General features: G+C 36.8%; 15 protein-coding genes and 1 CRISPR repeat array. Of the genes, 12 read left to right on the forward strand and 3 right to left on the reverse strand.

Going from position 1 to position 19134, the window contains the following annotated elements; all coding sequences use genetic code 11:
• Positions 1-34 precede the first annotated feature (34 nt).
• The 4 genes from csy1 to cas6f are packed head-to-tail and all read left to right on the forward strand — an operon-like array spanning position 35 to position 3941.
• Positions 35-1411, forward strand: a complete 1377-nt coding sequence (gene csy1 / locus J3U37_RS01650) for a type I-F CRISPR-associated protein Csy1 (RefSeq protein WP_267373043.1) — start codon at positions 35-37, stop codon at positions 1409-1411.
• Complete coding sequence (csy2, locus tag J3U37_RS01655; protein WP_267373044.1) at positions 1411-2328, forward strand: type I-F CRISPR-associated protein Csy2; 918 nt, start codon at positions 1411-1413, stop codon at positions 2326-2328. The genes csy1 and csy2 overlap by 1 nt, the downstream gene beginning before the upstream one ends.
• Positions 2329-2361: 33 nt before the next feature.
• A complete protein-coding gene (csy3, locus tag J3U37_RS01660) occupies positions 2362-3372 on the forward strand; it encodes a type I-F CRISPR-associated protein Csy3 (protein WP_267373045.1) in 1011 nt (336 codons plus the stop codon).
• A gap of 5 nt (positions 3373-3377) precedes the next feature.
• Complete coding sequence (gene cas6f / locus J3U37_RS01665) at positions 3378-3941, forward strand: type I-F CRISPR-associated endoribonuclease Cas6/Csy4 (protein WP_220217871.1); 564 nt, start codon at positions 3378-3380, stop codon at positions 3939-3941.
• A 345-nt stretch (positions 3942-4286) separates the two neighbouring features.
• Positions 4287-4555: a CRISPR direct-repeat array (repeat unit 28 nt; unit sequence CTTTGCAGCCGCATAGGCTGTTTAGAAA).
• 218 nt (positions 4556-4773) lie between these two features.
• On the opposite strand, the gene J3U37_RS01670 is transcribed toward cas6f, so the two are convergent.
• Entirely contained in the window at positions 4774-4968 is a 195-nt protein-coding gene (locus J3U37_RS01670; RefSeq protein ID WP_267373046.1) for a hypothetical protein, read from the reverse strand.
• A 600-nt stretch (positions 4969-5568) separates the two neighbouring features.
• On the reverse strand, positions 5569-5820 hold the full coding sequence (locus J3U37_RS01675; RefSeq protein WP_267373047.1) for a hypothetical protein: 252 nt from the start codon (positions 5818-5820) through the stop codon (positions 5569-5571).
• 591 nt (positions 5821-6411) lie between these two features.
• Here J3U37_RS01675 and J3U37_RS01680 point away from each other — a divergent pair.
• The 5 genes from J3U37_RS01680 to J3U37_RS01700 all read left to right on the forward strand — a co-directional run bounded on the left by J3U37_RS01680 (position 6412) and on the right by J3U37_RS01700 (position 13182).
• Positions 6412-7335 (forward strand): LysR family transcriptional regulator, encoded by a 924-nt coding sequence (locus J3U37_RS01680; RefSeq protein WP_220217869.1) that lies wholly within the window; start codon positions 6412-6414, stop codon positions 7333-7335.
• Between the two features lie 150 nt (positions 7336-7485).
• The gene (gene rpsO, locus J3U37_RS01685; RefSeq protein WP_220217868.1) at positions 7486-7755 is read left to right on the forward strand and encodes a 30S ribosomal protein S15; all 270 of its coding nucleotides are present in this window, start codon (positions 7486-7488) and stop codon (positions 7753-7755) included.
• A gap of 309 nt (positions 7756-8064) precedes the next feature.
• Positions 8065-10182, forward strand: coding sequence for a polyribonucleotide nucleotidyltransferase (pnp, locus tag J3U37_RS01690; RefSeq protein ID WP_366518721.1), 2118 nt, complete (start codon positions 8065-8067; stop codon positions 10180-10182).
• 24 nt (positions 10183-10206) lie between these two features.
• Entirely contained in the window at positions 10207-11058 is an 852-nt protein-coding gene (gene nlpI / locus J3U37_RS01695) for a lipoprotein NlpI (RefSeq protein WP_220217867.1), read from the forward strand.
• A 354-nt stretch (positions 11059-11412) separates the two neighbouring features.
• Positions 11413-13182 (forward strand): DEAD/DEAH family ATP-dependent RNA helicase, encoded by a 1770-nt coding sequence (locus J3U37_RS01700; protein ID WP_267373048.1) that lies wholly within the window; start codon positions 11413-11415, stop codon positions 13180-13182.
• A 38-nt stretch (positions 13183-13220) separates the two neighbouring features.
• Here the strand turns inward: J3U37_RS01700 and J3U37_RS01705 are convergent, their stop codons facing one another.
• Entirely contained in the window at positions 13221-14615 is a 1395-nt protein-coding gene (locus J3U37_RS01705) for an MFS transporter (protein ID WP_267373049.1), read from the reverse strand.
• 266 nt (positions 14616-14881) lie between these two features.
• Between J3U37_RS01705 and J3U37_RS01710 the strand changes: the two genes are divergently transcribed.
• The 3 genes from J3U37_RS01710 to recB are packed head-to-tail and all read left to right on the forward strand — an operon-like array spanning position 14882 to position 19099.
• Entirely contained in the window at positions 14882-15178 is a 297-nt protein-coding gene (locus J3U37_RS01710) for a YfcZ/YiiS family protein (RefSeq protein ID WP_220217864.1), read from the forward strand.
• 10 nt (positions 15179-15188) lie between these two features.
• Positions 15189-15647 (forward strand): phosphohistidine phosphatase SixA, encoded by a 459-nt coding sequence (gene sixA, locus J3U37_RS01715; protein WP_220217863.1) that lies wholly within the window; start codon positions 15189-15191, stop codon positions 15645-15647.
• Positions 15626-19099 carry an exodeoxyribonuclease V subunit beta gene (gene recB, locus J3U37_RS01720; RefSeq protein ID WP_267373050.1) on the forward strand — a complete coding sequence of 1158 codons (3474 nt, stop codon included), beginning with the start codon at positions 15626-15628 and terminating at the stop codon, positions 19097-19099. Before sixA ends, recB begins: the two co-directional genes overlap by 22 nt.
• Positions 19100-19134 lie beyond the last annotated feature (35 nt).

Below are 19134 nucleotides of genomic sequence, written 5' to 3' on the forward strand. Positions count from 1 at the left end.
CGCAATAGAGTAAAAATGTGTACAAGGAGGGCCAATGAATAATATTTCTTGGCAAGATATTAGAAAGGGGATGACACATAGTCTTGCAACTATGTATAGTTCGGAATATGCAAATGAACTACTAAACCTAGAAAAAGCAATTTCTTTAGATGATAGCGCTGCAATTAACCTGATTAATATTAAAATTCAAGAGTTAACTAAACACTTTGAATTTGACACGTGGATTGAAAATTTTATTAGCCAAAAATTAGAAGGTGTTGCAGTTGTTACTCACTCCGCAAAGGGGATTCATTCGGGAATTAGAGATTGTAACATTAACTATAACTTACAAGCTAAACCTGAAAATTATCAATTTGTCTCGTCTGCCACGCCTAATATTTTACCATTTGATTGTACTAATAACGCTGCTAGAGTTGGAAGTGTTTATGCTTTTCTTAATCAGATAGTTAAAGATGATATTACCGTATCACAACTCATTATTGATAATCATCCTGAAATTTTGCGAGCTTTATCAGATGATAACGAAATGGCAAATCATTATTTGCAATGTTTGGAAAAAGCAATTTTTGATGATTTCCAGAAACCTAACGCTTCCCAACTCAATAAACAAATTTTTTGGCCAAATAGTGATGGTTCGTATCTATCACATTCAGAACATAACTATCGCTTACTTATTCCACTGTATCCTAATTCACTTTGTTATCTAGTTTATGAAAAGATCCAAAGACGATATTCGCAAGAGAATAAAAAAGCCCGTGAATTGCGAAAAACCAAAGATGTTGAACATCAACCTTATTTTTCTTTCAAAGATTTAGCTATATTAAAACTTGGAGGAACTAAACCTCTTAATGTAAGTAAATTAGTTCAATCGCAAAATGGTAAAAATTATCTATTACCTTCAATGCCGCCTAAATTTATAAAATCCAGATATCCATCAATAAGTATTAGGCAAGAAACGATTTTTAATAATGCCCTCCAATATTTTTGTCGATTTGGTTTTCGTTTACTATTCGATATGGTTGTCGAACCCAAAAATGTTGTTGAAGAACGAAATAATCGCAAAGAGGCTATCTCGATAATTTTAACATTGTTGCTTAAATTTGCTAGGCATATTCAAACGACCTTGCCTACTGGTTGGAGTCGTGATTATTCATTACCAATGTCACAAAAACTCTGGCTTGATCCGAATCGGGCTGAACTTGAAGGTGAAGAATCCTTCAAACTTCAATACGAGCTAGGTAACTGGCTAGTCGAGTTAGAGCTTGATTTCGCTTCGTGGATTCAAAATGCACTGAAAGAAAAGTTCAAAAACGGTAATAAACATTTTTCCGATGCGGAATATCGTGAGTGGCGTCGAGAATTTTGTGCAGTAGTTAAAGCAAGTAAGCGCAATAAAGAGGGGATTTTCTAATGGCATCGTTACGTTATTATTTATTTTTTGATCATGTCATAATCCATAATGCTAATACCATATCGAGCCCATTAACTTATGGATTTCCAGCAATATCAGGATTTTTAGGTGCAATTCATGCTTTAAATCGAAAAATTGAATCAGATACACCTATTTACCTAGATGGCGTATTGATCGCTTGCCATGAATGTGACCCACAGATCTATCGTTCTAACGCTTTTAGCGATTATACTTTTCGATTAACTCGTAACCCACTCGGTAAAAATGGCGATACACGTTCAATTATTGAAGAAGGGCGTGTACATCTAGATATTTCCTTGGTTGTTGAAGTAAAAATAGAAGATCGCGAAACACTTGATGATGCTGATGATAAAAAAAGATTTATTGAACAAATAACGAAAAAGTTTTATCAACAGCGTATTGCCGGTGGTCAAGTTATTGATATTGAATCTGTAGGCTTATTTTCAGCCTCAGAATCTCACGATGATTTAATTAAAGCATTATTACCTGCTTTTGTCTTAGTTGAAGCGCAGCAAGATTTACATGATATTACCGCCGAGCTACAGCAACATGATCCTGATGCAACTATGCTTGATGCTTTAGTTGAAATGGCCATGTTGCATCATCAACCTCAAGAAAAAGATCATTGGCAAACTAGGTCGGTCAAACAAGGTAGAGGATGGTTAGTTCCGATACCCCTTGGTTATCAAGCTATTTCCCCTCTATTTGAGCCAGGAAAGGTAGAACATGCACGTAATAATGAACATCCGGCACAATTTGTTGAGTGTATTTATGGATTAGGCAAGTGGGTTTTTCCATTAAAGTTACAAGATAACTTCTCACAAGCGTTTTGGCATTATAATTGCAGTGAACTGCAATCCAATGGCGCAGATATTTATATTATTAATCAAGATTAATTAAACAAGGTTAGCATTAAAAAGGAATTAATTATGAGTAAAGATAAAATCACTACCGCATCAGTATTAGCATTTGAACGTAGTTTAGATATTTCCGACGCTATTTTTGCCCAGCAAAATAGCCAGGATGACAAAAAATTAACCCCTGTGCTACTATCACAAAAATCAGTACGAGGTACTATTTCAAATCGGCTTAAAAATGCGACAGCAAATGATCCAGCTAAATTAGACACTGAAATTCAAAAACCTAATTTACAAACTGTAGATGTAGCAGCACTGGATGCGGATAAAGATACCCTAGTGGTTAAATGGAGTTGCAAAGTATTACCTTTTTTAGGGGCGCCATCAGTTTGTAATGATATTAATTACCAAGAAGAGTTAACAAAAATTACGCAAAGCTATATTAAATCAGTAGGGATGAAAACATTAGCTAAACGCTATGCTATCAACATACTAAACGGCCGTTGGTTATGGCGTAACCGTATGGCTGCGGAGCAAATCAGTATTGCAATCTATCGTAAAGATAATGATAAGCCAATTATTGAAATTAATGATATTAAACAATATCAACTTAATTCATTTGATTATGATGATAAATCGGTAAATGAGCTTACTTCTCTTATTGAAGCAGGGCTTTTAGGCGAAGAGTTTGTTATTTTCAATATTCAAGCCAAATTAAAAATGGGACTTGGGCAAGAAGTTTATCCATCACAAGAATTAATATTGGATACCGGTAAAGAAAAGAGCAAAGTTCTTTATGAAAAAAATGAACAAGCAGCAATGCACTCGCAAAAAATCAGCAATGCTATTCGAACCATTGATACCTGGTATGATGACAAAGCTGAGTTTCCGATTGCTATCGAGCCTTATGGTGCCGTCACAACTATGGGGCATGCTTTCCGTCAACCTAAACAAAAACATGACTTTTACACGCTATTTGATAACTGGGTACTAAAAGGGGAAAAGCCATCACTTGAACAACAACATTATGTCATAGCAGTACTGATTCGCGGTGGTGTATTTGGTGCAAGTGGTAAGGAGTAATTATTATGCTCACTCACTATTTTGAACTAAGAGCAATCCCACAACTTGAGATAACCGAAACAGAAGTGATTAATCAAGTTATGCAATCACTTCATCAAGTTTTGGTTAATTATCAAGGTAATATTGCGGTCAGTTTTCCTTGTTATAATGTTAATCGCACATTAGGCGGAATTATTCGATTATTTGGTGATGAAGTTCAGTTACAACAATTTAAAACTGCCTTGCAGACGGTGGTTAGTGATTATACTATCGCCTTACCAATAACCCCGGTTCCAACTAATATTAAAGGTTACCTACGTTTAATTCGCGTTAATCCTAAAGGGCAAAGCGCTTTAAGACGAGCTGAAAAACGTTTAACCGCACAAGGTAAATGGTCAGATGAAGTAAAAAATAAAATGATTGAAAAGTGGGGTAGCGTTCAATTGAATTATCCTCATCTTCATTTCATTAGCAAAAGCACTGGTCAAAACTTTATCATGTGGATAAAACAAGAAAAATGTACAACACCTGTGCAGGGTATATTTAACAGTTATGGACTAAGCAAAACAGCAACCATTCCTGATTTTTAATTAAGTATTAAGGGTATTTTCATAATGCCCTTAAATCTTTTTATGATGCTCAGTAAGATAAGCTTCAAAATTTTTTGAAGAAAGCTTTTTTTCAAATACAAAAAATACCTTGGTATGTTGCCGTAAATTTACTTTAAACTAAGCAGTTTTTTGGGGCTGTTTCATAGCAAAAAAGTTGAGGAATGGGATTTTGTGGAGTTCAAAATACAAACTTTAATAACTCTTTTTTAGCTTAAAATAAAATGATTAAAAATCAATATATTGTGAAATTGTTAAAAAGGGTTTTTAAACCTAAAATTGTCCTTTATGTTTTTATAAACGATGTTTATAGTATGTAAGATTCTACTTTGCAGCCGCATAGGCTGTTTAGAAAGGAAGAAGCAGTAAAGGCGTTAGCTGCAAAAACTTTGCAGCCGCATAGGCTGTTTAGAAAATACGGCAGATCGCATAAAATCATATCAATGCCTTTGCAGCCGCATAGGCTGTTTAGAAATGTGAGCGATAGATAGCTGATGCGACTTGGGCCTTTGCAGCCGCATAGGCTGTTTAGAAACAGCAGCGCCGCCGCACCAACGACAACCAGCTCTTTGCAGCCGCATAGGCTGTTTAGAAATACGCTCATAAAATCGGGCTTATAACCTTTTCCTTTGCAGTTGCATAAGGGAGTTAGGATATTTTGGAAATATCTTACACTTTTATTTTTATACTAAAATGTGGGTGTTTTCTGAAAGTTCTTGTCAAGGTGGGGGTGTTTTTTGCTTAAACACCTATATTTTCTGAAACTTTTTGACAAGTTTTTTTACTTTCTTTGAAAGTTGCGGGTTTTTGGTTTCTAGGTTTCGGACGCTGTTAATTTGTCGATATTTTTATTTCGGTGTCTGCGTCCGAATAGGGGGATTTTATGCGAAATCCCCCTATACCCCCTCGCAGCACCACCCAAAGCGGTCTTCGACTGCCCTCCGCCTTCGTTCGGTCTTAACGCACCGGCGCTGATTTGTTCCGGACAAAGCAGCGCCTCGCCAAACATCCCTGTTTGGCGTGCTAACCTCGCTCAGTTGTCGGCGCTTTGTGAAGGTGCGGTCTGGGGCACTTGTTTGTTTTTGTGAAAGGTAATGGTGAGTCGTTTAGAAATAGTCGTGGAGTTTAAAATGCAAACTTTATAAACCCTTTTTTTTAGCTAAAAATAAAAACATTAAAAATCAATATATTGCAAAACCGTTAAAAAAAAGGGTTTTTAAACCTAAAATTGCCCTTTATGTTTTTATAAACGATGTTTATAGTATGTAAGATTCTACTTTACAGCTGTATAAGCTGTTTAGAAATATCATGATTAATAGCGCGTTGGTATCTGCGCCTTTACAGCTGTATAAGCTGTTTAGAAAGTAGAATAGCTCCGCCGATCGGCTGGGGCTCGCTTTAAAGCTGTATAAGCCGTTTAAAAATCAGAACTCTTACCAAAAGCTTTATCTATCATCTTTACAGCTGCATAAGGGGTTTAGGATATTTTTGAAATATGTAAAACTTTTGTTTTTATACTAAAACGTAGGTGTTTTCTGAAAGTTTTTGGCAAGGGTTTGTGTTTTTTGCTTAAACACCTATATTTTCTGAAACTTTTTGACAAGGTTTTTTACTTTCTTTGAAAGTTGCGGGTTTTTGGTTTGTAGGTTTCGGACGCTGTGAATTGGTTGATATTTTTATTTCGGTGTCTGCGTCCGAATAGGGGGATTTTATGCGAAATCCCCCTATACCCCCTCGCAGCACCACCCAAAGCGGTCTTCGACTGCCCTCCGCCTTCGTTTGGTCTTAACGCACCGGCGCTGATTTGTTCCGAACAAAGCAGCGCCTCGCCAAACATCCTTTTTTGGCGTGCTAACCTCACTCAGTTGTCGGCGCTTTGTTAAGGTGCAATCTGGGGCACTTGTTTGTTTTTGTGAAAGGTAATGGTAAGTCGTTTAGAAATAGTCGTGGGGTTTGTAATGCAAACTTTATAAACCCTTTTTTTAGCTAAAAATAAAAACATTAAAAATCAATGTATTGCATAAGCGTTAAAAAAAGGGTTTTTAAACCTAAAATTGCCCTTTGTGTTTTTATAAACGATGTTTATAGTATGTAAGATTCTACTTTGCAGCCGCATAGGCTGTTTAGAAAGAACACCACTTATAATATGTCCAGAATGTGGGCTTTACAGCCGCATAGGCTGTTTAGAAAGGTCGGGGTTGTCGCTAAAACCCAGCAAGACGCTTTACAGCCGCACAAGCCGTTTAAAAACATCGCTGTAGCACAGTAAATTAGTGAAGTAACCTTAGGGCTGTAAAGCCCCAAAAGTTGAGTTATAAGTTTTTTAAAGCTCTAAAATCTCTGTGCTCGATAGCACAAAAATGCTATTTTGCTTTTTCTGTACAATTATTATTACAATGTTTATAGTAGCTTATATTTTGAATTAAGATTAGTTTCGGTCGCTTGTAATATTATGAAACTTCAACAATTACGTTACATTTTAGAAATAGCCCGCTCAGGCTCGATTAATGAAGCGGCTAAAAATTTGTATATTACCCAACCCAGTTTATCTACTGCGGTCAAGGAGTTGGAGGCTGAATTTGGCATTGAGATTTTTGTGCGAACTTCAAAAGGCGTTTCGCTATCAACCGACGGTGTTGAGTTTTTGGGTTATGCCAAACAGGTTTTGGATCAGGCTGAATTATTAGAACAGCACTATGCAAAAAAAGAGCCGTCTAAACAGCTTTGCAGTATATCGACTCAACATTATGCTTTTGCGGTTAATGCATTTGTTAATCTCATCAAAAAAAATCATACCGATGAATATGAATTTACCCTTAGAGAAACCCGAACTTATGATATTATTACCGATGTCGCTAATTTGCGTAGCGAAGTAGGCATTTTATATTTAACCGATTTTAACCAAAAAGTGATTTTACGTTTGCTTAAAGAGCATCGTTTAACTTTTAATCCGCTTTTTGAAGCTGATCCTCATGTCTTCATTAGTACTCATCATCCTTTAGCTGCAATGAAATTGCTCACGCTTAACGATTTAGAAGATTATCCTTATCTCTCTTTTGAGCAAGGAGAATATAACTCTTTCTATTTTTCAGAAGAAATTTTAAGTACCGTCTATCATAAAAAAAGCATTCATGTCAGTGACCGAGCGACGTTGTTTAACCTATTGCATGGGTTAAATGGTTATACAATTAGTACCGGTGTTTTAAGTACTGATTTAAATGGTTCTGATATTTTATCGATTCCGCTTGATGTTGAAGAAAAGATATTAATAGGTTGGATAACCTCTCAAAAAGCGCAATTAAGTCAGTCGGCGCAAAATTATATACAAGCACTTAAAAAATTGATTCAAGAAGAGTACGGTTTTAAACTTAAATAAGCTTGCTATTAAAGGAATAAATCGCATTGCTATTTCAATAATTTCAAGTATAATTGCGCACAATTCATATATTGATTATATGAATGCCGAGGAGTGTCTGAATTAGAGATCGGTCATTCCATTTTTTATTTTAATTTTAAGAGGTTTATTATGTCTCTAACTGTAGAAGCTAAAGCGAAAATCGTTGCTGAATATGGTCGTGGAACTAACGACACTGGTTCAACTGAAGTTCAAGTTGCTCTTTTAACTGCACGTATCAATGATTTACAAGGTCATTTTTCTGAGCATAAAAAAGATCACCACAGCCGTCGTGGTTTATTACGTATGGTTTCTAGCCGTCGTAAATTATTAGATTATTTACGTCGTAAAGATTTCGATCGTTATAACCAATTAATTCAAAGACTAGGTTTACGTCGCTAATTACTAATCTACTTGAAAAGAGGCTTAGGCCTCTTTTTCGTTGTGAAAAGTTTGGGCTCTGATATAATACTGAGCGCAAAAAATTAAGTTAATTTTTTTAAGAGTAAATCAATAAGGTAAAAGATTGTCTCCATGTTTCGCGCGACTAATGAGAGCTCTATAATTTATAGATTTGTCATTAGTCGTGACAGTGAAATAATCTTTTGTTGAATACCCCCACATTGTTGAAGTGAATATCCCTAAGTTCAGCTTGATGCTGCTTCCTGTCGAGATATCAAACTTCAGCATATATAACAAGAGGACATTATTTTGTTTAATCCGACATATCAAAAATTCCAATATGGTCGCCATACTGTTACTTTAGAAACAGGAATTATGGCACGTCAAGCAACAGCTGCCGTTATGGTTAATATGGATGATACTGCTGTATTTGTAACCGTTGTTGCGAATAAAAAAGTTAAAGAAGGTCAAGACTTTTTCCCGTTAACGGTTAACTACCAAGAGCGTACATATGCCGCTGGTCGTATTCCGGGTGGATTTTTTAAACGTGAAGGACGCCCAAGTGAAGGTGAAACCTTAATTGCACGCTTAATTGACCGTCCATTACGCCCGTTATTTCCGGAAGGATTTGTTAACGAAATTCAAATTATTGCAACCGTTGTTTCAGTTAATCCTGAAGTAAGCCCTGATTTAGTTGCTATGATTGGTGCATCTGCTGCGCTTTGTCTATCTGGTGTACCATTTCATGGTCCAATTGGTGCTGCACGAGTTGGATTTATCAACGATGAATTTGTCTTAAACCCTTCAGTAAAAGAGCTTGCCAGCAGTCGTTTAGATTTAGTGGTAGCAGGAACTAAAAGCGCTGTTCTCATGGTTGAATCAGAAGCGGATATTTTAACTGAAGATCAAATGTTGGCGGCAGTGGTATTTGGTCATGAGCAACAACAAGTTGTAATTGATAATATTAACGAATTTGTTGCTAAAGCAAATCGTGAAAAATGGGATTGGGTTGCACCAGCTAAAAACGAAGCTTTATATGACGCCGTTTCACAATTGGCTAAAGCCCGTTTAGGTGAAGCTTATCGTATTACTGAAAAACAAGCACGTTATGCACAAATCGATCTGATTAAAGAAGAGGTTTTAGCAACTTTACAGGCTCAAGATGAAGAGCTTGATGAAAACGAAGTTTTCAATATTATTGTTGATTTAGAAAGCCAAATTGTTCGCCAACGTGTTATTGCCGGTGAACCACGTATCGACGGTCGTGAAAAAGATATGATTCGAGCGCTGGATATTCGTACCAATGTATTACCAAGAACGCATGGTAGTGCTTTATTTACACGTGGTGAAACTCAAGCACTCGTGACAGCAACATTGGGGACTGAACGTGACGCTCAAATTATTGATGAGTTAACCGGTGAGTATACTGAACGATTCTTATTACACTATAACTTCCCGCCTTACTCAGTAGGTGAAACTGGTATGGTTGGTTCGCCGAAACGTCGTGAAATTGGTCATGGTCGTTTAGCTAAACGTGGTGTTGCTGCTGTAATGCCAAGTAAAGAAGAGTTCCCATATACTGTTCGTGTGGTTTCTGAGATTACTGAATCAAACGGATCATCTTCAATGGCTTCTGTTTGTGGTGCTTCATTAGCGCTTATGGATGCAGGTGTGCCAATCAAATCTTCTGTTGCCGGTATTGCAATGGGATTAGTGAAAGAAGGTGATAACTTTGTTGTGCTTTCTGATATTTTAGGTGATGAAGATCATCTTGGTGATATGGATTTTAAAGTAGCTGGTACCCGTGAAGGTGTGAGTGCTTTACAAATGGATATCAAAATTGAAGGTATCACTAAAGAGATTATGCAAGTTGCGCTAAACCAAGCAAAAGGTGCTCGTTTACACATCTTAAGCGTAATGGAGCAAGCGATTAACAAGCCTCGTCAAGAAATTTCTGAATTTGCACCACGTATTTACACTATGAATGTCAATCCTGATAAGATCCGTGACATCATTGGTAAAGGTGGCGCAACTATTCGTGCATTAACCGAAGAAACAGGTACAACAATTGAGATATCGGACGACGGTACAGTGAAAATTGCAGCTTCTGACGGCAATAAAGCCAAAGATGCTATGGCTCGCATTAATAATCTGGTTGCTGATGTCGAAATTGGCAAAATCTACACCGGTAAAGTGACACGTATTGTTGATTTTGGTGCGTTTGTTTCTGTTATCGGTGGCAAAGAAGGTCTTGTTCATGTCTCACAAATTGCTGACCACCGAGTTGAAAAAGTGGCAGATTATTTGAAAGTTGGGCAGGAAGTGAATGTAAAAGTTCTTGAAATAGATCGCCAAGGGCGCATTCGTTTAAGTATGAAAGACGCCGTCGAATCAACACCAGACGTTGCTCCGACGACAGCAGAATAAAAGATTATTCATCAGGAGTTCAATATGAGACTATTCAACCTGAAAATTATAGCCTGTTTATTGGCAGTTGCTATTTTATCAGGTTGTAGTAGTTCTTTTACTGTATTGGCTGTTCCGGAGCAAATTTCTTATGATGACGAATTGAAAATTGCTCAGCTCAGCCAACAGTTATCACGAAAAGATATTGACCCTGTGACACGAATGCAGCTTATTTTTGAACGGGGTATTGTTTACGATTCATTAGGTTTTAAAGCGTTTGCACAAAGTGATTTTAATCATTTATTAAGTATGAACTCTGATGTTGCAGATCTCTATAACTTTTTAGGTACTTATGCCTTAAGAGATGGGGAATTTGATACTGCGATAATGTTGTTTAATACGACTTTAGAGCTCGATCCTGCTTATGCTTTTGCTTATTTCAATCGTGCTATTGCGTTGTATCGTACCGGACATTATCAAACAGCTCAACGAGATGCAATAAAATTCCATCAATATGATGTGAATGAACCAATCCGAATTTTGTGGCTATATCTGATTGAAAAAGAGGCAGATAAACAAGCCGCACAAAAAATGCTACAAAAACGTTACGATCAAATTAGTGATAAAACTGTTTATAGTAGCGATATCGTTGCATTTTATTTAGGTAAAATTAGTCAATCTAAATTAATGCAAAATCTTCAACAAGGCGTTGAAAATAATCGGCAGTTAGCTGAGCGCCTTTGTGAAACATACTTTTACTTAGGTAAATATTATCAGAGTAAAGGTGACAACGAGCGTGCCAAAATGTTATTTAAATATGCTTTAGCCAATAATATTTATAACTTTGTTGAACATCAACAGGCACTTTACGAATTAAAGTTACTTGATGAAAAGTAACAAGGGTCATGCCAGTTTAAAAGTGAAAATATTGTTATAGCGTAGTTCTGATTTGCCAATTATATACACAACTATTTGATGATGCTGTTAATCCGTTTTATCTTTCATAAAGATTGTACCGATATAACTATGTTGCAAAAATTCGAATAGCCTTAAAGCGTATCGGCAGTTAGTTATTGGGGTGAGTTGTAAATTTTCCATTTAGTGAGCTGGCATAAATTGATTAAACTTTCTTTTTTTAAAAGCAATACATCTTTAAAAAACCTGACTGAGGGTTATCGTTATTGATAATCATCGGAATTGTTATTGCATAAAAAGTCAGTTTTGGTTTTCAAATTTTCAAAGCGAGTTTACATGACAACAGAAGTTTCTTTTACTGATCTTGGTTTATCCGAAGATATACTTAATGCATTAAATGATCTAGGTTTTACTAAACCATCACCTATTCAATCTGAATGTATTCCACTTTTATTAGCTGGAAATGATGTTTTAGGGATGGCACAAACAGGTAGTGGTAAAACCGCCGCTTTCTCAATTCCTTTTTTGATGAATATTGATGTCAATTTAAAGGCACCACAACTTTTAGTTTTAGCGCCAACTCGTGAATTAGCCATTCAAGTTGCCGATGCTTGTGCAGAGTACGCTAAATATATGAAAGGCGTTAAAGTATTACCACTGTACGGTGGTCAACGTTATGATGTGCAATTACGTGCTTTAAAACAAGGACCTCAAATTGTCGTTGGTACGCCAGGTCGTTTACTTGATCATTTAAATCGTAAAACGCTTGATCTTTCAAATCTTAAAGGATTAGTACTCGATGAAGCCGATGAAATGTTAAGAATGGGCTTTATCGATGATGTTGAAAGTATCATGGCAACCATTCCGGAAGATCATCAAACAGCACTATTTTCAGCGACGATGCCAGCGCCAATTCGTCGTATCACTAAGCGTTTTATGCATAACCCTAAAGAGGTACAAATCAAGGGTACGAATCAAACCGCTCCTGATATTGATCAAAGTTACTGGTTAGTTCGTGGTATGCGTAAAAATGAAGCGATTATTCGTTTCTTAGAGGCAGAAGATTTTGATGCTGCCATTATTTTTGTTCGTACTAAAACTGCAACTTTAGATGTTGCTGAAGTCCTTGAAAAACACGGTTATAGTTGTGCAGCATTAAATGGGGATATGACGCAACAGTTACGTGAACAAACACTTGATCGTTTGCGTAATGGTCGATTAGATATCCTTATTGCAACGGATGTTGCGGCACGAGGTCTTGATGTTGAACGTATTAGCTTAGTGATTAACTATGATATTACTTTAGATTCTGAATCTTATGTTCACCGTATTGGTCGTACTGGTCGAGCAGGGCGTGCCGGCCGTGCAATTTTATTTGTTGATAGCCGTGAACGTCGATTACTTAAAAATATAGAACAAACGATTAAAAAACCAATTCCGGAAGTGGGTTTACCGTCAAAAGAGTTGTTAGAAAAACGTCGTTTAGCTAAGTTTACTCAACAAGTACAAGCACAGCTTGAAAGTAGTGATTTGGATCAGTATCAAGCACTATTAAACCAGATTCAAACAGAATGTGGCGCTGATCTTCAAACTATTTCGACGGCTATACTTAAATTAGCTCAAGGTGAACGCCCATTAATTTTACCACCTGATCCGGTGTTCAAACCTTCTCGCGATATGCGTGATCGTGATGGACGTAATGGCGAGCGTCGTTTACGTGGCGATAATCGAGAATCACCGAAACGCCGTGAACGTCGTGATGTTGGTGAAATGGATATGTATCGTATCGAAGTTGGTAAAGAAAACGGTATTGAAGTTCGCCACATTGTGGGAGCGATTGCCAATGAAGCGGATATTAGTAGCCGTTATATTGGTAATATCAAACTTTATGATACTTATTCAACCGTTGAATTACCAAAAGGGATGCCTAAGGATATCTTAAAACACTTTGAAAAAGTGAGAGTCCTTAATCAACCAATGAAGATGAGTTTAGTCAATGGCGCATCTTCTGATGCTAAGCGTGGTCGTCGTGGTAGTAGTAAAGTTGAATCGAAAGAGAAAGGCTTTACAAAAAAACGTGGTCGTGCGCCGGCACCTAAGTTTTAATTGTCAAAACCTCTGCTTAATGGCAGAGGTTTTTTTTATCAATGATTACCTCGAATGTTTTCACCGGCACTTTTAGGAAGTGTCATAAAATCAATCATAGCGATAAGAGTTAACCCGGCAACCATTAATAATGCCCAACGAAAATCTTCAACTGTTAAATTGGTATTATTATGCCCATGAAAACAAGCTGCGATAAACAAGAATAATGCCCCTAATACTACCCCCAAAACATTGTTGATTTGTTGCGCAATAGTTGAAAGTATATTAGCGCTTTGTACTTCACTTTTATCAATTTGCGAAAAGCCTAAAGTATTTAGCGTTGTAAATTGAATTGATCTTGTTCCTCCGGATAAAAACAATACGGCTATCATCCATATCATTGGCGTTTGTGCCGTAAAAAAGGCGCATAAGAAAAAACTGAGTGATAACAATAGGCCGTTTATAATTAAGATATGACGAAAGCTATAGCGACGGATCAAACTTGTATTGACTAATTTAAGTGTGATGTTACCAGCAAATAAAACCAATAATAGCGATCCGGCCAATAATGGTGACCAGCCAAATGCAACTTGAAACATAAGCGGTAACAGAAAAGGTGCACTGCTTAAGGCAATGCGGATTAATGATCCACCCAAAAAATTGGTTCGAAAAGTTCGTTTTGAAAATGCATGCAAGCTAATTAATGGGTTATTTGAGTGGGTTAAATGATAACAAGCTATGGTCAATATCATACTGCCGGAAAAAACAATCGATAAGCACAGCCAGATACTGTTTTCGGTGTGTGAAATCATCTCCAGCCCGTAAACAAAAAGCAGTAAACCTAAACCGCACAATATAAAACCGATTCCGTCAAACGCCCGCTTTTGTGGTCGCTCTTTAGGAATTAATTTCCTTGCAAAAAATAGTGCGATAACCCCTAGCGGAATATTAAGAATAAAAATCCAATGCCATGTGAGATATTGGGCAAAAAATCCGCCAATCAAAGGTCCCATAACAGGCGCAATGAGACCTGGCCAAACTAAAATCGAAATAGTATTAACCAGTTGGTCTTTTTCGGTACGGCTTAAAACAACGGTTCGCCCAACCGGTACCATTAATGATCCGCCTAATCCCTGCAATAACCTTGCTATGGTGAACATTGTCAGGTTAGTTGAAAGGGCACAAAATAATGAAGCTAACATAAATAAAACAATCGAAATGGAAAATACTCGATGCGCGGTAAAACGATTTGCCAGCCAACCACTGGCGGGTAGGCCAATAGCTAAAGCAAGCATGTAAGCACTAATGCCTATTGAAAGCGCTTGCGGGTTAACATAAAAAGATTTAGCCATATCCGGTATAGCCGTTGTGATGACGGTGGCATCTAAGTTTTCCATAAAAAATGTTGCTGCGACTAAAATCGCCATTTTTCGGACATGATTATTTTGCTGCATATGTTCACTAATAAAAAATAACTATCGTTATATAGTACAAAAAATTTGTGTAATAAGAACGAGATTTTTAATTTCTTTATACACGATAGGATATTTAATTGCGCTTAGTTGGACTATTTTTTGGTTGGCACGATTAAGCCAATTTTTGGCAATCTTCCACGCTAATAAGCAAACAAATTGATAGGGTAAAATACTTGAGAATTTTGCCCTTAGATTTGATTGAGAGTATACTAATAGCAAATTAATCGGTATAACAGAGGTATAGCATGACAGATTCTTTAAATAAATGTAAAGCCAACGACACGCCAGCGTGTTGTTGTGTTGATGTGGGTACAATCATTGATAATGAAGATTGTAGCGCTGAGTACGAGCATGTTTTTGCAACGCAATCAGAAGCTGAAGCTAAATTGGCATCATTAACTCAAGCTGCTAATGATGTTGCCTCAGAACCATGCGAAATCAATAGCAGCATTGATAAAGTTGAAAATGGTTTTAAATTAACAGCTAAGTTCACCTTTTGTTGTGGCGCTGAGTGTTTAATTTTTCAATTAAAATTACGCTAATCAGATATAAATGAAAGTTTGTATTATCAGACATGGTGAAGCAGGTTTTTCTGCTTCATCAGATGCTAGCCGTGCACTTACCGAGTTTGGTCAAAAGCAAGCAAAGCAAGCTGGTCTTTGGCTTAAACAGCAGGACTTTAGTTTTGATCTTGGACTAGTTAGCCCGTATTTACGTGCTCAGCAGACCTTTGCACAATTGTCTTCTCAAGTTTTTGTGGCAAAAAATGAAACCGAAAAGAATTTAGTGCCGGGAGGTAATCCGTCATATATCGCTGATTTATTAACTGCTCTTGCATCGACTCAATGCCAAAATGTTATGGTTGTATCGCATTTGCCATTAGTGGGCTATTTGGTTAATGAACTGTGTCCAGAAGTATCGCCTCCGATGTTCCCGACAGCAGCTATTGCTTGCGTTGATTTATCTTCAAATGCGGCAGGGAAACTTGAATGGTTTCATCAACCGGAATAAAAAAACTCAATCTATTTGATTTACCCTTAACTGGTCGAACGCTGATCGAAGCGTCGGCTGGTACGGGTAAAACTTATTCGCTTGCAATCATCTATTTACGATTGTTGCTTGGTATTGGGGAAAACAGTTATCCTAAACCGCTCGATGTTAGTCAAATATTAGTGGTGACTTTTACCAAAGCGGCAACACAAGAACTACGCTCACGTATCAGACAAAATATTCAGGAATTAAAACTAGCCATAATTGAAGGCAAGCATCAAGATCCGATTTATCAACAATTAATCGATCTTATTGAAAATAAACATATTGCTATCGAAAAGTTGACTCAAGCGCAACAATCGATGGATGATGCGGCTATTTATACTATTCATAGCTTCTGTCAACGTATATTAACCAGCCATGCTTTTGAATCGGGTGTTCTTTTTGAACAATCTTTGATTGCCGATGAATACGAACTAAAATTAAATGTAATTCAAGATTTTTGGCGCCAATATTTTATACCACTAGATAAATCGCTAGCTTATTTAGTGCTTGAAACATGGCAAGATCCAACGGCACTATTAACCGATTTAACGCCTTATTTAAATGTTGAGTTTGATGATTCAAATGATGAAGAACTGGAACTAATTGAGAAGATCAAAGCGTTTTATCAGCAAAATTTTGCAAAAATTGATGCTATTAAAAAAGCGTGGCTTACTTCGGTTAACCAATTGTCGGATATTATTACCCAATCCGGGGTAAATAAGAAATCTTACAGTAGTCGATATTTACCTAATTGGTTAAATAAGATCACATCTTGGGCACAAATAGCTACACAAACCTTTGGCTTACCAACAGAGCTTTCAAAATTTTGCCAATCTGTTTTGTTAGAAAAAACCAATCAAGGCCAAACAGCACCGACCCATCCAATTTTTGAACAGATTGAAGCGCTGTGCAATAGTGTGCTTAATTTACGTAGTTTAATCTTAATGGATATAGTAAAAATTGTTCAAAAAGGGATCTATTACCAAAAGATTAAACGTGGAGAAATGAGTTTTGATGATCTGCTATGGCAACTTCATCGAGCTTTACGCGCTAAAAATGGTAAGCGATTAGCATTAAGTATTGCCAGCAAATATTGTGTTGCCTTGATTGATGAGTTTCAAGATACCGATCCGGTGCAATACAAAATTTTTGATTATATCTATCCTAAACATAGTTCAGATACTGGTTTACTGTTTATTGGCGATCCTAAACAAGCGATTTATAGCTTTAGGGGGGCTGATATTTTTACCTATCTCAAAGCGAAGCAATCCACTGGTGAAAATCATTTTACAATGCACATCAATCATCGCTCATCAGCATCAATGGTTGAAGCGGTAAATCAGCTGTTTGCCAATCATGATAATCCTTTTATTTTTGAAAATATCCCATTTCTAAACATGGATAGTGCTGAGCGTAATAGGCAAAAAGCGCTACTTATCGATAGTCAACCAACCAATGCGTTAACTGCCTATTTATTGCCTGAACAAGTGACAACGAAAACCGAATATCAGGAATATATGGCATCGTGCTGTGCTAAGCAAATTGTGGCGTGGTTAACTGATCAATCGATATCAATTCATGATGGAACTGCACCACGTAGAGTATCGACAGCTGATATTGCTATTTTAGTTCGTACCGGGCGAGAAGCTGAAATTATTCAACAAAAGTTGCATCAAAGTGGTGTCAAAAGTGTCTATTTATCAAATCGCACTAGCGTTTTTCTATCCGATGAAGCGCAACAAGTTCTATGCTTATTACAAGCAGTGCTCATGCCTGAAAATGAATCAGCGTTACGCTTAGCATTAATGACCAAATTACTCGGGCAATCCATGGCTGAACTTGAGCAAATTAGCGATGATCAAGATAAATGGGAAAGCTTAATTGAGGAGTTTAAGCAATACCAGATTATTTGGCACTATTATGGCGTCTTAGTTATGTTACGCCGTATGATGAAAAAACGCCATTTGGCTGAAAATATTTTGGCAAGTGAAGGTGGTGAACGAATATTAACTAACTTTATGCATTTGGGCGAATTATTGCAAGAAGCCGCAGATGAATTAGACAGCCCTTACGCCTTAGTACGTTGGCTGACTAAACAAATTGTTAATCCGGATTTTAATATCGAAAATCATGAACAGCGTTTGGAAAGTGATGAAAATCTGGTCAAAATTATTACCATTCATAAGTCTAAAGGTTTAGAATTTCCGCTTGTATGGTTACCGTTTATTGCGCAATTTCGAGTCTCTGACAGTCGCTTTTATCATGATAAATCTAACGACTATCGAGCAACCTATGCCTGGCAGTTGACCGATGAAATTAAACAGCAGATAGAAGATGAGCGCTTAGCTGAAGATTTACGACTGTTATATGTTGCTATGACAAGATCGGTTTATCATTGTAGTATTGGTTTAGCCCCTTTGAAAAAAAGCCAATCTGCAATCAATTATCTATTGAAAGATGACTTAAATGCAGTAGGTAATTTTGCTCATTTGGTTAATGTTGAACTGCCAATTTCAACTGAGCAATTTATTTCAACTCAACCATTGAATGAATCATTATCCGCAAATGTTTTTGAGCGTAAATTTACAACTAACTGGCGAGTGACTAGCTATAGCGAGTTGCAAAAACACTATACGGTTTTACCATATAATTCAGATGTGATTAGTAATTGGGATTTAGATCAAGAACAATCAATCGACAATCTTACCTACGAAGAGATGCAGTTGGATATTCACCATTTTCCTAAGGGTGCCTATGTTGGTACTTTGTTACATAAAATCATGGAAAATATTTCACCCACTAATATCAACCAATTGTGCGGTGATATGCTCAAAAAACTTAATTTAGAAGACAACTGGTTGCCGGTCATAACCACTTGGATTGAACGAATGTTAACCACTGAACTTCATCAAAAAGGTGCTACTTTAATGAATCTATTAAATGGTAAATGCATCAATGAATTACAGTTCTATTTGCCGATACGTCAAGCCGTAACCAGCCAGCAATTTGATAACTTATGTAAACAGTATGACGAGTTATCATTGCAGTGCCCCGAACTTGATTTTGAAACCATTAAAGGCATGCTAAAAGGTTTTATTGATTTAGTGTTTGAGTTCGAAGGGAAATACTATATCATCGATTATAAATCAAATTGGTTGGGTGAAAACGAACAAGCGTATGATCAAAATGCTATCAAACAAGTGATGTGTGAACATCGCTATGATTTGCAATACCAACTTTACTGTTTGGCGCTACACCGTTTTTTAAAAAGCCGTTTACCGAATTATCGCTATCAAGACCATTTTGGTGGTGTTTATTATCTCTTTTTGCGTGGAATGCCTGAACACGGTGTTTTCTTCCATTTACCTCATCAACAGTTTATTGAAAAGCTTGATGAGCTATTTGACGGTCAAGATTCGCATTGTTAAAAAAACTGAGTGTATGCACTAATTTTCACTTATTA

Origin of the sequence: Gilliamella sp. B3172, assembly GCF_026536465.1 — a bacterium.
Taxonomy (GTDB): domain Bacteria; phylum Pseudomonadota; class Gammaproteobacteria; order Enterobacterales; family Orbaceae; genus Gilliamella.

Bases quoted from the DNA above. Each gene is read 5' to 3' on its own strand.
- csy1 (WP_267373043.1), top strand. From the start codon at position 35: ATGAATAATATTTCTTGGCAAGATATTAGAAAGGGGATGACACATAGT.
- csy2 (WP_267373044.1), top strand. From the start codon at position 1,411: ATGGCATCGTTACGTTATTATTTATTTTTTGATCATGTCATAATCCAT.
- csy3 (WP_267373045.1), top strand. From the start codon at position 2,362: ATGAGTAAAGATAAAATCACTACCGCATCAGTATTAGCATTTGAACGT.
- cas6f (WP_220217871.1), top strand. From the start codon at position 3,378: ATGCTCACTCACTATTTTGAACTAAGAGCAATCCCACAACTTGAGATA.
- J3U37_RS01670 (WP_267373046.1), bottom strand. From the start codon at position 4,968: ATGTTTGGCGAGGCGCTGCTTTGTCCGGAACAAATCAGCGCCGGTGCG.
- J3U37_RS01680 (WP_220217869.1), top strand. From the start codon at position 6,412: ATGAAACTTCAACAATTACGTTACATTTTAGAAATAGCCCGCTCAGGC.
- rpsO (WP_220217868.1), top strand. From the start codon at position 7,486: ATGTCTCTAACTGTAGAAGCTAAAGCGAAAATCGTTGCTGAATATGGT.
- nlpI (WP_220217867.1), top strand. From the start codon at position 10,207: ATGAGACTATTCAACCTGAAAATTATAGCCTGTTTATTGGCAGTTGCT.
- J3U37_RS01700 (WP_267373048.1), top strand. From the start codon at position 11,413: ATGACAACAGAAGTTTCTTTTACTGATCTTGGTTTATCCGAAGATATA.
- J3U37_RS01705 (WP_267373049.1), bottom strand. From the start codon at position 14,615: ATGCAGCAAAATAATCATGTCCGAAAAATGGCGATTTTAGTCGCAGCA.
- J3U37_RS01710 (WP_220217864.1), top strand. From the start codon at position 14,882: ATGACAGATTCTTTAAATAAATGTAAAGCCAACGACACGCCAGCGTGT.
- sixA (WP_220217863.1), top strand. From the start codon at position 15,189: ATGAAAGTTTGTATTATCAGACATGGTGAAGCAGGTTTTTCTGCTTCA.
- recB (WP_267373050.1), top strand. From the start codon at position 15,626: ATGGTTTCATCAACCGGAATAAAAAAACTCAATCTATTTGATTTACCC.